Consider the following 14,556-nt stretch of genomic DNA (forward strand, 5'->3'; position numbering starts at 1 on the left):
TTGTTTGTCCCGCACCTTCTGGTGGTATTAATTTAATATACAGAAAGGACGGTGGGATTGATGCAGGATCAAAATACAGAACAATTGTCCGATGAACTGGAAAAACAGATTAGAGACGCAGCCGAAGAAGCTTTTGACGAAGAAGTTGAATCGGTCAACGATCAGCTGGAAAAGGAAATCACATTTGCCCTTGTGGGTGATATCAATACAGGAAAATCCTCAACCGTAAATGCTCTAATGGAGGACGAGCTTGCCTCTGTCGCCCCGGAACCGGGTCAGACAATCGAAGTCGGACGCTATTATTACACTGAAAAAATTGTGTTTGTGGACACCCCTGGACTTGATGACGTTATCAAAAAAAATTCCGAGCAGACAATGAAATTTTTCAGACAGGCCGATGTGATTCTTTTCTTCCTGAATGCCGCAGGAACTGTACTTTCGGACGGGGAAATGAAAGTGTTTAAAAAACTGAAGCGGAAAAATAACAATATTATTTTTGTGCTTAATAAAATTGACGCCGTAGATGAGTCGGAAGTGGACGGTCTCGTTCAGTACGTGAAACGTCACACAGCCACAAACCTGCCTGTGATTCCGATCTCCTCCAAGGAAGGCACGAACGTGCAGGAACTGCGGGAAGAAATTCTGGATATGTTAAAAAAAAATGGTAAAGATCTTCTCTTTGCACGACATCTGAGAGATAAATCCCCTGTTGCCAACAAGTGGATCTACGCCGCCGGGGGAGCTGCCGGTACAGTCGGGCTTTCTCCAATCCCGGGTTCTGATATTGTACCGATCACCGGGATTCAGGTGACGATGATGGTCCGCCTCGGTAAACTTTATGACAAGCCGATCAGTAAACGCCGCGCAAAAGAGCTCGCCATTGCAACCGTAGTCGGCAATATCGGGAGAACGACGTTCCGTCAGGCAGTTAAAGTCGTTCCCGTCGCCGGCAGTATTACAGCAGCAGGCGTTGCCGGGTCACTGACTGTGGCACTTGGATTTGCGGTTAAGTATGCGTATGAGCATGATTTGGATGTGGACGTGGATACGATTATGTCTCTCATCCCGAAATACTATGAAGAACCAAAGGTTAAAGATCAGACACCGCCAAAATAAGTAAGAGGCTGACATAAAGGGTGGTTTCCGCCTTTTTGTCAGCCTCTAATTTTATTTAACGGGATTTACGCACATCTCTCACGAGACACAGACCGTCACCATTCTCGGTTATACCTTTTTTCTGATTTACCTCTCAGCCGAGCAGGTCCTTTGTTTATTTCTATTCAAGGGGTTCTCCCAACGCGCTGATCCACTGCTCCCCGTTCCAGATATAGAGTTTGTTCTGGTCTTCGTTAAACCACATAGAACCTTTGATCACAGTCATATACACAGGAGGGGAAGGTGATACCGGGATCACACTCTCAGAGAACTCCTCAAAGATCATAAAGTTGATGACCGGCGGCCTGTATCCTCTGCAATTGTTCAGGACGAGGACGTTCTCTGAATGTGTTTCGGAAACATCACGTATCATCCGGAAAGCGGATGGGTCGCCTACATTGAAGTCACAATCTTTCACGAACACTCTGTGCGGCTGAAGTCTGTCTACCGTATTTCTGAAAAACGTGACATTTCTTTCGGTATTTTTCTCTATCTTAGTATTGTTTAAATACAGCTCATACTCTCTTACCCGGACACCTTCATCCATTTGAGGCTGACCGATATTATCTGTCGATCTGATATATTCGTCATAAGGATAGTCTTCACGGAAAACGACCTTACTGTCTGTATAGTAGAACCGACAGACCACATCCCCATCCCTGGTGTTGTGCTGAAATCCGGTCCCCGCCCTCATCCTCGGATTCTCAAGCAGGCATCGCTCAAAAGTAATGGAAGCATCACGTGCCCGGTTGCTGTGGTGATAATCCATAATGCAGTCAATAAATTCCGTGTCGGTAAATTTCATGTGATTTGTGGTGTTCACACTTATGAAGGAACAGTTAATAAAACGGTTGCCTGTCATGACTTTATCGTCCTGACCTTCCCTAATGCCAACACTGAAACGCCATTCTCCATTGGTTGATCTGAAATTAACGAACGTATTGTCTTTCATTTCGGTTACATCGAGCGTAGGATTCGTATGGCCCCTCAGCTCGTTGCCGGAAATGGATTCGTAATAGTTATGAACAAGTTCAACATTCCCTCTGGCATTAAAACTGTCAGTAATAAAGGTATTGCCGATAATCCTCACCCGGTCCCGTTCTCTCGTTGTGAAGGAATGGGAGCCAACGGCCACATTGTTCGTTACAAGGATATTCCGCCTCTGGGCAGTCATGGAATTCATCAGGGAAAGGGGGCCGGAACCGTTAAAAAAGTTATTGCTGATCACGGTCGCTGCATTGTTGTAAATGTGAATGTTTCCAACTCCGGAGAATATACACCCTGTGACCTCAATATGATGAGCACCGAGAAGAAGACTGTGAAAACCGGAAAATATCTGGCAGTCTCTTATGGAAACTCTGTTGCTGTAGCTGTCCTCAAAATTAATCTGGTAGCGGGTGGAGTCCGGGAAAATCGGAGTACCATTGCTCGAGTCCTCACCGTTATGGAAGATCTTACACTTTTCAATCGACGTAAAATCAGCCCCGCCGCTGATGCCGCCCCGATGGTTATTATAAATTTTGCAATTCTCAATATGAATATAGCTGATCTGAGGCGTGGAAAGATGATAACTGATGTTAATGTTATCAAGTCCCGGCGTTTCCCCCACAAACTGCAGCCGGACGTAAGAAGCGTTAAAAGGCTTAACAACAGTCTGAAGGTAAATTGCACTCTGACGGCGGATCAGGTTGTCACTGCTGTCAAAAAACAGGTACTCAAACCGCGTATGCTCGACTCGCGGAATCCTTGTGTAGCCGCCATACGTTCTCATCTGAATTAATTTGTGATGTTCAGGGTTAAGCGGAATTGGATTCGTAATATACGCTCCTGGCCTGCTCTCGATCTGGCCGTTTGTATTCATAAACCCCGGATAGCCTCTCCGGTCAAGACTCTGGGTGATCAGCCAGGACGGCCCTCCCGGATAGGCACCAAGCGTAATGCCATCCCCCATGAATTGGGATACGTCAATATTTTCAGCCGAACAGAACTCGGAGCCCCTGTCAAAACGGATGCCGTATGTCTGCTCCATTCCCCGTTCGGAATTAAAGCCGCTTCCTCCGTCTGAAAAACTTCTGTTCGGAATGTCACCAATCAGTGTTCCATTCGTAACATGGGCGTTGTAGCAGCCCAGAACAGCGATCAAGTCTCCGGGCAGCCTCCACGGCTCCATATTCTGACTTAAATCATACGGGTTTTTATTTTCTGAATCGAACATTACTTCAAAAGTTGAGGCGTTCAGGTCAAAGGTCATGTTGCTGTGGAGGCGGATCGGATTCGTCTGAACGGTGTACTGAAACTCGCCCCCGTTCAGATTGGTATAACAGAAGCTGTAAGTGCCCTTTGGAACGACAACCCGGGTATAGTTTTTTTCACTCGCCCACTCAAGTGCTTCATTAAACCCGTTCAGATTGTTAAACGCTGTTTCCCACTCCGCCTCCGAATAGGGAGGTTTTCCAAAGGATCCCTGAGTAATTCCCCATCGATCGAGCTCTACCAGATAAGTAGAAGAAAATTCCTGACCTGCCTGCGGGGCCGCCTTTGCTTTCCAGGTTCCACCCTCAAAGGAGAGAACGTTATGCTCTGCAGGGGGAACGGAGAAATCCACATCAGCCAGCTCTTCTAAATGGGACACAGCTGCCGGGAGAGGAACCGCTGAGAATCTGCCCGATTCAGCGTCATAGCGGAGTGTGTCACCATCTGACTTTTCAGATGTGTCCACATCATATATTTCATTCAGGTAATGACCATGTCCGATTTCCGACTTCATTTCCAGCGCTTCAAAGATAGCGGTATCATCATATTCATATCCGCCGTTATCCATTGAGGGTAGCGGAATATTCCCTTCATCCGACCCGATAAACACTTCTTTTGTATCCGTGCAGAAACCGAGCTCCCCCTCAGATAGCTCAGGCAGATCAGCTTTCAGGCCTCTCCTGATTAAAATCTTTTTCACTTGCAGGTTCCCTCCCTGTTTGCTCAAAACGCATGATTCTCTTTAAACTGATTGCCGGGATAATGCGGCCTAATCTAAAATTCTCCCCCATCAGCAATACAATCCTGTTCTGTCACAAAACTTCCCCCATCTAATACTCTGCAGAACTCTTCAGTAGTAAACGAACCTCCATCGATTATTTTCGGCGCTGCCGTTCCATCTTCAAGAGCAGAAATTCTTGCCGCCATCGACTGTAAGGTATTTTCAAGCATCATCTGACTGAGATGGATTTTGTAAACCGCCCGAATAAGATTACGGTCAATTTCCATAATATTGTTCCAATCCTCTGAGTCCTGCTCCATATTCCCAACGTGATGGTTAAAACCTTCAATGAAATCATTCCTGATCACGATGTTTTCCTGAATTGAAGCAAACAGTTCATTTATTGCCGGAATAACTGATGAAGCATTCGTGTCCAGCTGCTCCGGGAGTAGTTCATTGTCGGAAAGCGAACGCCACAAAATATCAATCTGCCGCTGTTTTCGTTCCGGATCCGGTAAAGGCACATTGATCCTCCTTCTATTACTTTTTTCAGGAACTGCTGCTTTTCCAGACTCCTCTCTCCTGTGTCCATTGACCTATGAAATCTCAACTACAGACTTATATGTCAACGGGACTGAAAACATGCGATGTGGGAAAAAAATAGACCCTGCCCTAAAGGAATGAGCTTTTCCCTCCGTTCACGGTGCGAATTTCATGTTAAAAAGCCTCATTGCATCCGCTCTGATACCGCCGAATGGATCACGTTCCCGGATTTAGGTCAGGGCCTATTCCATCTACCTTGTTTCATCCTGTTTCACCGTGAAGGAACAGGGAAAAGAATGTCGTATTCTCCCTAAATGGGTTAAAAAGACCCGCAAGGAATACAATAGACGAGTCCAGAGGAGCGGATCTGCATTGAAACCATTTTTGATCTTTTTTATTTTTACTTTTGCGGTACTATTTTTACCAGCTGACACAAAGGCCTCTGTTCTTCAGGAGGGCAGCAGCGGTGAACAGGTTACAGAACTTCAGGAAACCCTCTTTCATCTGGGCTACCTCCCTGTCAGCCCGACCGGTTATTACGGCGCTTTGACCGAAGAGGCTGTCCGATCTTTTCAAGCCGATTTCAGCCTGCAGACGGATGGAGCGGCCGGCCCGATTACACTGCAAAAAGCCGATAATGTCTCTGTTATGGCCCGTGTTGTGTACGGAGAAGCCCGCGGAGAGAGCTATGAAGGGCAGGTCGCAGTTGCTGCTGTGATCCTTAACCGGATAAAAGATCCCGGTTTTCCATCCGATGTCAGGGGCGTTGTATTCCAGCGGAACGCCTTCACTGCCGTTCATGACGGCCAGTACTACCTGACCCCCAATCAGACTGCCTACAAAGCAGTGAGGGATGCCCATCTCGGCTCGGATCCGTCGCAGGGATCAACCTATTATTACAACCCGGACATTGCCACGTCCCAATGGATCTTTTCAAGATCAACGGTAACCAGGATCGGAAAGCACCTGTTTGCTGAGTAAACAAGAGGCTGCTCCCTATTGGAGGCAGCCTGTTCTATTGAAAAATTGCAGCAGAAAAGCCGTCCCGCACCTGGGACGGCTATTTTTATTAACGGTGATGGGTCATGTTAAGACGCTCGTCTTCATTAAAAAGGACGCCTGTTCTGCCTGGAGCTTCATTAGAGCGGCCACGGCCGGGATGATCCTTTCTTGCAAAATCATAGATTGCCGCCCCGATCAGCTGGCCCCCCTCCTGCAGACGGCTCTCGCTTATTTTATCCATCGTATCAAACGGGGTGTGATACCATGGCTCGAGATTGGCTGTTCCCGGCTCTCGTCTGATGAAGTTCGCTGCGTCGATTCCGGCTTCATAGAACGCCACATGATCCGATGCGCCTCTCGCAAACAGGACGAGCGAATCGTTTCCAAGACGTTCGGCGGCTGCACTTGCAGACTGCCATACCTGATTTGGTGCACCATCAACCACGTTGACATACAGGGCAGTTGCCGGCTCCCAGTTCGTTCCAACCATATCCAGGTTAAAGTTGGCCGCACTGCGTGCGATTTCATCTTCAGACAGCTGGCTCACGTAATAACGGGAACCAATCAATCCGATTTCCTCTGCTCCGACAAAAACGAAGCGCACTTCTTTTTCGGTAGGGAATGCTTTAAGAATTCTGGCCAGTTCCAGAACAACAGCTGTACCAGAAGCATTATCACTGGCTCCCGGGGAGTATGGCACGCTGTCAAAGTGAGCGGTCACATATACGATCTCAGGGTTCTCAGCCGGTTTTCCTTTCGGCTCTTTAACGGCAATAACGTTTGGTGATACCTGATCAGCCAGTTCACTGAGAGTAAGCGTGGCAGTGATACCCTCACCGATCAGGCGCTCCCCGTCAGCCTTGGTGATCCCTACAACCGGGACGTCAGCCTGGTTTCCGCCAAGACTTGGTGTTACCGGGACAAGGGATTCAGCGTTATCATAAATAATCACACCGGCTGCTCCTGCTTCCTGGGCATTGACGGTTTTTTCCCAGAAGGTCATTCCCCCTCTTTCAATCAGAGCAATATTTCCTCCTGTTTCTTCCGGGAAATCTTCAGGATAACCAAGCCCTGCCTCAACGACGAGACCTGTAATTCCCTCTTCCCCGGTAGCAGCTGAGCCCGGGGCTACGCGAATGGCAAATTCCTCATCCGAAACGGATGTAAACAGCTCTCCGGAGACACGGTTTGGAATCCCGAATTCCTGTGTTTCCACATCATATCCGAAACTCTCAAGCTGAGCCTGTATGTACTCGGCAGTGAGCACCTCTTCCTCCGTTCCCGCAACCCGCGGTCCGATTTCTTCCACAAGGTGAGTCATGTGCTCCAGCACTCTGTCCGTATTAAAACGGTTAATAATACGCTGGTCAAAAGCCGAGCCCGATTTTCCCGGAGCTTCGGCAAAAACCGCTCCGCCCGTTCCCGGTCCGCTCCAGGCAAAACTGAATGGAACCGTAAACATCATCAGCATAACCAGAAAAGCAGCTAATCCTTTTTTCATTCTACTGACATCCTCTCTAATTGTGGTGACCGCCCTTTCGCGACGCGAAACAACGGTTCAATACCAGTTTCATAGAAAAGGATAAAGATGCCAATAGTCCAAAACACCTGTAGTTCTGAAAATTATGAATTTTAATAGGATCAAATTCCCAGGTCATAGGAATGCAAAAAATCGCCACCCACGTCGGATGGCGATACTTTAATATGCTATGGTTTTATTATAGGGAATTTCATTAAATCACGTGTTACTTTTTTGCCTGTACATCCAGTTGTTCATGTAGAAAAACAAGCTTTCCATTCCGCCCTGTTTAAGGATCTGCCTGCTTTTCTGCCGGAAAATCCGATCTTTTTTCACCTTATCGTCAGAGAGATAAATGGCAATGAGGCCTTTTCTGATAAAACGATGAAACCGCTTATCCGGAAGCAGTTCAATCCCGCTTCCCGACTGCCGGTAGAACTCACCAAGCCTGCTTATCATTTTATTCTCACTCTCATAATAGCTGCAGAAGTTCAGATCTCCCTCACGTTCATCTTCTTCCTGATCAATGTAATAATCCAGCATAATATGAAGTCCCTGCAACCATGGAAAGTACCCATCCTTAATGCGCTCAGCATCGGCAGTAGTCAGCTCTTTGTTTCCTGCTGAATAGGAGGTCAAGCAGAAAATACCGAGAGTGGAGCCTGCACAGGCGGAAAACTCATACCAGCTCATTTCCGGCACTTTGCTGCGGTGTTTTTCAAACCAGGCTTCCAGCCGTCCCACACGCTCCGCGGGGGTCACGTGCTTGTGCACCTGCAGATCCCCATACAAAGAAGCAAGTTCAATATTCGCCTCCTGCACAGTATTGTAAGCCGCGAACTTCCCTGCCGCTTCCTGACACGTTCTTACAAGGGCGCTAAGATACCCCCCGTCCTCATTTTCTTTACGAAAACGGTAGTAATCCCTGGCAGGTGCTCCCGGTGTCAGTGCGTCAGACAAACTTTCATGAATAGCTCTGAAATCCTCAGGGTTCAGGGATGTGCTCCGGTCACACAGGTTATCAAGGTAGTCACAGGCGATCTGGTAAGCCACAATAAAGCGGATTGCTTCTCCTCTCTGCTTACCAGCCAGCAGGGCGTAAACTGCCCCTCCTTTACAATGAAAAGCCTTCTCATCAATACTCATCAAAGCCTGGGACCGTAACTCAGGGTCAGGGATCTCCTCGGCAATAGAGCGCCATTCCTTAAGCTGGTTCTTCACTTCAGGAAGCACTTTCTTATAAATCTGAAACAATAGCGTCCACGAACGTGTTGGTATTGACACATCGATCCCCCCGTATAAAGATTTTCTACATACAGCATGTGCATATGGACAGAAAATGATTCCAGTATTTGGAGCAACACCTTCGTTCTTCATTATTTTGAGTATGGAAAATGAAGTTTCGGAAGCTTGCATCATCTAGCTGAAACTGCAAGTACTGCTAATGCCTAAAAATAATAAACGCCTCTTCCCCCTTCCGTTCACCATTACCTACTCCTCCTGCAAAATTTCAGATCAGACCAATTATAGACTGATAAATATGATCAATCTGTCAGTTAATGGCGAAAACAAATTTGAGACTTTCGCCTCTGTATGCTGTTGCGGTAGGGGTTTTGCAAGGTGGAATCATTTCGTAAAGCAATATACTTTTCGCCATCTCCCTGCAAAAAATGTAATTTATCCAGTCTGATTCAACAAAGTAAGACATCATTTACTGCTTACTTCGGGAAAATTCGTGTGAAAATGAAATAGGTTTGAATTCTTGTAAATTAAGGAAAAAAGATACAGACTCATTGATATAGCCGCCTTTCTTTACTAGGATAGATTTACCGTTAATCCCCATTTCTTTTGTAGTATTTTTTCTGACAGTTAGAAAAACACCGCATGCAGTTTCAGGTAAAGAAAAAGTACCTGACAGGCTTCAAACAGTCTGTTATAGTTACTGAGCGTCCGTTTTACGGTATAACAGGACTGGGTACGTCTCTTTTGGTTTCAGATGGTCGTTTTGATACTGAAATCTGTGATTTTTCGGCATTACCAGCTGAATACAGTCACCTCATTACATATTTTTTCATAAAGAAAGTGATTGTCACTAGGGACACCAGATGAAATTAAGTTTTAAAATAAAAGTGGTTATCTGTATCCTATTAAAAAGGAGGATTTATATGAAATTAACGAAGTATATTATTATTGCGTTAATACTAGGTTTAGGAACAGGTATAGGGTTTAATCTGTTTGCCCCTGAGGCATTTGTCTATGTAGACAATTATTTCTTTTCACCTCTGGGTACGTTGTTTATTAATTCAATCATGATGCTTGTTGTGCCTCTGGTATTATTTTCAATTATATTAGGGACGGCTGGAGTCAGCGATCCGAAAAAGCTCGGACGAATTGGAGGTAAAACAGTAGGCTTTTATTTAACCACCACTGCAATCGCTTTAATTATCGGTCTTTCACTGGCCTATATTATTCAGCCGGGTGCAGGGGGAGGTTTTGAGACACAGACCGCGGACTATGAGGCGGAAGAAGCTCCGCCAATCATGGATACCATACTTAACATCATTCCTGATAATCCAATCCAGGCTATGGCAGATGGGGAAATGCTTCAGATTATTGCTTTCGCCGTCCTGATTGGGTTTGCTCTCTCAAGGCTCGGGGATAAAACATCTGGAGTCCTGAAGCTTGTGGAACAGGGAAACGATATCATGATGTTCCTTGTCAGGATCGTCATGTACCTCGCTCCATTCGGGGCATTTGCACTTATTGCTTCAGCGATAGGGGAACTGGGAATGTCGGCTCTCCAGGCGATGCTTCTGTATATGGCAGCCGTAATTGGAGCACTGCTTATCCATACTGTGGTCACTTATGGCTCCGTTCTGAAGTTCATCGCAAAGCGGAACCCGATCCAGTTTGTCAGAACGTTCATCCCGGCTATGGCGGTGGCATTCAGTGCATCAAGCAGCAGTGCTGCTTTACCGATATCCATGCGTGTAGCCCAGGAAGATTTAAAAATTTCAAAACCTGTGAGCAGCTTTGTCCAGCCGCTCGGTTCTACCATTAATATGGATGGTACTGCCATAATGCAGGCAGTGGCAACGGTGTTTATTGCCCAGGTTTACGCGGTAAATCTATCTTTTGGTGATCTGCTTACGGTCATCCTGACGGCAACGCTTGCAAGTATCGGAACAGCCGGTGTGCCAGGAGTCGGGATGATTATGCTGGCCATGGTACTCACTTCTGTCGGTCTCCCTGTTGAAGGAATTGCGCTCGTTCTTGGTGTAGACCGGATTCTTGACATGCTTCGTACCGCTGTTAACATTACCGGAGATGCTACGTGTGCGGCGATGGTTTCAGAAATGGAGGAAAACCGCGAAGAAAGTGAAGCAGAGGCTTCCGAGGCTTCATAACAAAATTGCAGAATATCTTCTTACAATGACACGATCCAGTTTACTTGAAAAACTGTATAATTTTAAAGCGCCATCCGATCATTTATCGGATGGCGCTTCTTTATTCCCCCTCTTTCGGTTTGAGGGCATTCTTCTGATGGCGGTAAAACTCGTGAAACAGTTTCATGAGGGCCCGCTTTTCAATTCGCGATACGTAGCTTCTGGAGATGCCCAGCTCCTTGGCGATCTCACGCTGGGTTTTCTCCTTTTTCAAATCAAGTCCGAACCTGCCCACAATGACTTCTTTTTCCCGGTCGTCAAGGACGTGGATGAACTCGTAAATCTGCTTCTTTTCCATCTTCAGCTGGATCGCGTCCACTACGTCCACCGTTTCTGCCTGGAGCACGTCAATGAGAGTGATTTCGTTCCCTTCCTTATCGGTGCCAATCGGATCCTGGAGGGAGACGTCCTTTTTCACCTTTTTCAGCGCCCGCAGGTGCATGAGGATTTCATTCTCAATACAGCGCGCAGCGTAGGTGGCGAGTTTGGTGCCTTTTCCGGAGGAGTAGCTTTCAATCGCCTTGATAAGACCGATCGTCCCGATGGAGATCAGGTCCTCTGTGTCTTCCCTTGTGTTCTCAAACTTCTTCACGATGTGAGCGACTAGCCGCAGGTTGTGTTCGATCAGGCGGTTTCTGGCGTCAGGGTCTCCTTCTTCTTTCATGAGCCTCAGGTATTTCCGTTCTTCTTCCTCTTTTAACGGCTGAGGGAACGCGTTGTTTTTCACGAACGAAACGAACACGAACAGTTCCTTGATGAGGTAGGTGACCGCTGCCAAAATTCCGGACATGGAAAAACCTCCTTGGTGGGCACTTTACCTCTATGTTTATGCCCGTTACCGTTTCCGCGTGCGTGTACACAGAGAATTTGACCGGAAAAGGAGAAAAAACACGACTGATGTTAGCGGGCATGTTAGCTGGGACGGTTCTTCCATTGCATTTCACTTAAGCAATGATGGCAAACCAAAAAGGCTGCACAGCATGCAGCCCTCCTGCTCAATGAAGGAAATGTAACGGGAGAACCGTCCCAAAATCACACACCGGGGACTTTGACTTTGGTTTTCTTTTTTGAAGGGTAAAAGTGGTTTGCCACTTTCGGGGCATACTGAAAGAGTATGATCCCCATCATGGCTGTTGCAAGAATAAACACACTGCTGAAGACCATGAGTTCAGCTGTTGCAAGTGCAGCAATGATAATGGAGAATTCTCCACGCTGCGTCAGAGAGAAAGCCGCTCGAAGGGCGACTTTCCGACTGAGTCCGTACATGCGTCCCCCGACGATCCCTACGATTAATTTTGCTGTAATCGCCCATACGATCAGTGTAAGGAGAAGCGGAACCATCGGTACTCCGTCACCGAATGTAATCGTCGTTCCGAACCAGAGAAAGAAGAGCGGCAGCGTAATATCGCGCACCGGAACAACCAAATGCTCCAGCTGCTCTGTTTTCCGCACTTCTGCAATCATAATACCGGCAAGAAACGCCCCTAGCACCTCGGAAAGGTCCAGGTAAAGAGCAAGTCCTCCATAAGCCAGTGCCATCCCGACGACGAACATTATGAAGACATCAGAAGTTAAATGACGCTCAAAAAACTTCTGCAGTTTTGTGAATAGAAGCTGGCCAATCAGAACAGCACCAGCTGTCAGCGCCACAACTTTAAACATGAGCCAGGCAAAGTCGCCCCCACTCAGCCCAACACCTGCAGTCATCCCCACCATAATGGCGACAAGAACCGGGGCGACGAGATCCTCGAAAATAAGAAGACCTAAAATAAACTCCGATTCCGGGTTGGCCATCCGTTTGTTCGTCTCAAGCAGTTTTGCGGTAATCGAAGAACTCGTAGCATAAACGACCCCCCCGAGCAGAAGTGCCTCAATCCAACCGAGACCGAAAGCCCAGCAGATCAGAAAGGTAACCCCGACATTAAGTAGGACATCCAGTGTACCTGCACCTGTCACTTTCCGGGCTACTTTCATGAGCTGCTTAAGAGGGAATTCCATCCCGAGCATAAAAAACAGCAGGACAATCCCGATTTCTCCGATAAAATGAAGCAACTCCGAGTCTCCAAGAAACGGGGCCAGAGCCAGTCCAAGCAGAATAAAAATGATAACACCCGGAATACGGTACCGGGTGCCGATCAGACCGGCAAAAAACATGAGCAGGAACAATAGGCCTGCTGCCAACATAACCGGAAGATCTATATTCATTAAGGGGCTGCCTCCCCTTTACATATCTGCTCAAACTTTGCAATGGCATCATGTTTACCGATCGCCATCAGCGTATCTCCGGGCTGAAGGACAACGTCGATATCCGGACTTGCAATGACGTCTTCTGACCTGAAAATGCCGACAATGGAAACGCCGGTCTTTTTTCGGATTTCATTCTCCGCAATGGATTTTCCTGCGAAGGCTGATTTTTTATCTAGCTTAACCCATTCAGTTACTATCTGGCTTTTTAACAGCTGCATTTTATCTGCATCGACAGGCTGGTATACAGCTCCCAAAAACTGAGCTCCAAGTTCCCTCGTTTCTTCAGCAGTCAGATCAATTGAAAAGTCTGCTTCATCCTCATCTGCATCATAAAAAAAGTAAAGCTCCCTTTTTCCGGTATGATGGATAATGAGAACGATCATACTGTTTTCCGCTGTTGTAAAAGATATTTTCTTTCCCATGCCGGGAAGATCCGCCATTTTGATATCCACTCTGTTTCATCCTCTCTCTGTATCCTATAGTAGTATACGCATTTATTTCCAGAACGTAAATATATGACTTGGTACTAAGACTGAAAAAACCTGCTGCGAATTGCAGCAGGTTTTTTCTTTTACTTTAATCCATCCACAAACGTGGAAGCGTTATGGTGAAGCATATCAATGTACGTTTCTGCTCCTGAGCCTTCCGCTCCAAGGGCATCCGTATACACTTCACCTGCAATCGGTACGCCGGCATTGTCAGATACCTGTGTCATGTAGCGCTTATCGACTGTACTTTCCACAAACACTGCCGATACGCCCCGATCCTGCACAAGATCGATCACACGGTTGATCTGCTGCGGCGTCCCTTCTTCATGTGAATTGATCTCCCATACCCCTTCTGTGTCAAAACCGTAATCGGCTCCAAAGTATTTAAACGCATTTTCACTCACAACAATGAGACGATTTTCCTCTGGGATTTCAGCGACTTCTTCCTCTATCCAGGCATCCAGCTCTTCCAGCTCGCCGATATATGCTTCGGCATTTTCACGATAATACTCTTCTCCATCCGGGTCCCGTTCAATCAAATCCTGGAGAAGGTTTTCAACATACATAATGCCGTTTTTCGGGCTAAGCCATCCATGAGGATCCGCTTCGTCACTTCCCTGAAGAGGGATCGGCTCCACGCCGCTTGACAGCTCCACAATATCCGTATCTGCTGCTGCGTTTGAAACGACCCGCTCCAGCCATTCCTCCAGATCCATTCCGTTAATGTAGAACACATCGGCATCACTTACCTTACGAAAATCACTCGGCACCGGCTCGTATTCGTGAGGCTCCTCCCCGATCGGCACGATGTATTCCACTTCCCCGCGATCACCGATGACTTCTTCAATGATGTTGCCGAGGACTGAAAAACTCGTCGTGATCTCGAGCCCCTCTCTTTCTTCTCCGCTCTCTTCCGTTCCGCATGCGGCCAGAGTCAGCCCGCCGGCCAGCAGAAGACCGGCTCCCACTGTCTGTTTGAACCATTTTTTCATTACTCGTTCCGCTCCCTTCAGTAAATACACCAACACAGTATGATAATTATGTAAAAGTGTGACGTCCTAAAACTATTTTTTCCCGATCTATAAAAGTTTCCTAAGTGCAACTTTTATGACACTGACCACATTATAGCGGAGAGTGGACAATAAGGTCAAGGAAAAAGGAAGAGAAATTCCTGTTTTAGAA

General features: G+C 46.9%; 11 protein-coding genes. 3 read left to right on the forward strand and 8 right to left on the reverse strand.

Translation table 11 applies throughout. From position 1 onward, the window contains the following. Positions 1-60: 60 nt before the first annotated feature. Positions 61-1,116 (forward strand): YcjF family protein, encoded by a 1,056-nt coding sequence (locus tag CR205_RS09325; RefSeq protein ID WP_110518886.1) that lies wholly within the window; start codon positions 61-63, stop codon positions 1,114-1,116. A 160-nt stretch (positions 1,117-1,276) separates the two neighbouring features. Here the strand turns inward: CR205_RS09325 and CR205_RS09330 are convergent, their stop codons facing one another. Both CR205_RS09330 and CR205_RS09335 read right to left on the reverse strand, forming a co-directional pair. Continuing rightward, positions 1,277-4,108: a hyaluronate lyase N-terminal domain-containing protein gene (locus CR205_RS09330; protein WP_161524729.1), complete on the reverse strand. Its 2,832-nt coding sequence runs from the start codon at positions 4,106-4,108 to the stop codon at positions 1,277-1,279. Positions 4,109-4,182: 74 nt separating this feature from the next. Continuing rightward, complete coding sequence (locus tag CR205_RS09335; RefSeq protein WP_110518890.1) at positions 4,183-4,653, reverse strand: hypothetical protein; 471 nt, start codon at positions 4,651-4,653, stop codon at positions 4,183-4,185. 391 nt (positions 4,654-5,044) lie between these two features. On the opposite strand from CR205_RS09335, the gene CR205_RS09340 reads away from it, so the two are divergent. Continuing rightward, entirely contained in the window at positions 5,045-5,653 is a 609-nt protein-coding gene (locus CR205_RS09340; protein WP_236634730.1) for a cell wall hydrolase, read from the forward strand. 88 nt (positions 5,654-5,741) lie between these two features. Here CR205_RS09340 and CR205_RS09345 read toward each other — a convergent pair whose 3' ends face one another. Beyond that, complete coding sequence (locus CR205_RS09345; protein ID WP_110518892.1) at positions 5,742-7,175, reverse strand: M20/M25/M40 family metallo-hydrolase; 1,434 nt, start codon at positions 7,173-7,175, stop codon at positions 5,742-5,744. A 237-nt stretch (positions 7,176-7,412) separates the two neighbouring features. Further along, a complete protein-coding gene (locus tag CR205_RS09350) occupies positions 7,413-8,477 on the reverse strand; it encodes a tetraprenyl-beta-curcumene synthase family protein (RefSeq protein ID WP_110518894.1) in 1,065 nt (354 codons plus the stop codon). Positions 8,478-9,358: 881 nt separating this feature from the next. Here CR205_RS09350 and CR205_RS09355 point away from each other — a divergent pair. After that, positions 9,359-10,600, forward strand: coding sequence for a dicarboxylate/amino acid:cation symporter (locus tag CR205_RS09355; RefSeq protein WP_110518896.1), 1,242 nt, complete (start codon positions 9,359-9,361; stop codon positions 10,598-10,600). Between the two features lie 100 nt (positions 10,601-10,700). Here CR205_RS09355 and sigK read toward each other — a convergent pair whose 3' ends face one another. The 4 genes from sigK to CR205_RS09380 all read right to left on the reverse strand — a co-directional run bounded on the left by sigK (position 10,701) and on the right by CR205_RS09380 (position 14,366). Then, positions 10,701-11,429 (reverse strand): RNA polymerase sporulation sigma factor SigK, encoded by a 729-nt coding sequence (sigK, locus tag CR205_RS09360; RefSeq protein WP_110518898.1) that lies wholly within the window; start codon positions 11,427-11,429, stop codon positions 10,701-10,703. 242 nt (positions 11,430-11,671) lie between these two features. Beyond that, a complete protein-coding gene (locus tag CR205_RS09370) occupies positions 11,672-12,844 on the reverse strand; it encodes a cation:proton antiporter (RefSeq protein WP_236634731.1) in 1,173 nt (390 codons plus the stop codon). Then, the gene (locus CR205_RS09375; protein ID WP_236634732.1) at positions 12,844-13,338 is read right to left on the reverse strand and encodes a cation:proton antiporter regulatory subunit; all 495 of its coding nucleotides are present in this window, start codon (positions 13,336-13,338) and stop codon (positions 12,844-12,846) included. The genes CR205_RS09370 and CR205_RS09375 overlap by 1 nt, the downstream gene beginning before the upstream one ends. 119 nt (positions 13,339-13,457) lie before the next feature. Then, positions 13,458-14,366, reverse strand: coding sequence for a metal ABC transporter substrate-binding protein (locus CR205_RS09380; protein WP_110518903.1), 909 nt, complete (start codon positions 14,364-14,366; stop codon positions 13,458-13,460). Positions 14,367-14,556 lie beyond the last annotated feature (190 nt).

The sequence above is a fragment of the Alteribacter lacisalsi genome (genome assembly GCF_003226345.1).
GTDB lineage: Bacteria > Bacillota > Bacilli > Bacillales > Salisediminibacteriaceae > Alteribacter > Alteribacter lacisalsi.